Below are 256 nucleotides of genomic sequence, written 5' to 3' on the forward strand. Positions count from 1 at the left end.
TCACGAGAGCAGCACGAGCCGCTTCCAGAATGGCACCGTACTCTACACCTGTTGGACAGGCGGTTTCGCAGGCGCGGCAGCCAAGACACAAGTCCAACGGCTCCTCAAGTACCGATACATCCGTAATTCTTCCCTCACCGACCATCTTCACAAGGTTAATTCGGCCGCGTGGAGAATGGGTTTCCACCCCCATCGTCGCATACGTAGGACAAACGGGCAGGCAGTAGCCGCATTGTACGCAGCTGTTTGTTTTTTC

General features: G+C 55.5%; 1 protein-coding gene. It reads right to left on the reverse strand.

What is annotated here, in order from left to right; all coding sequences use genetic code 11:
- Positions 1-256 (reverse strand): 4Fe-4S dicluster domain-containing protein (locus LKX83_RS32665; RefSeq protein ID WP_227887437.1); only part of this gene is annotated, 256 nt, incomplete at both ends.

This window comes from Cohnella baijiui, from assembly GCF_020731285.1.
Lineage (GTDB): Bacteria > Bacillota > Bacilli > Paenibacillales > Paenibacillaceae > Cohnella.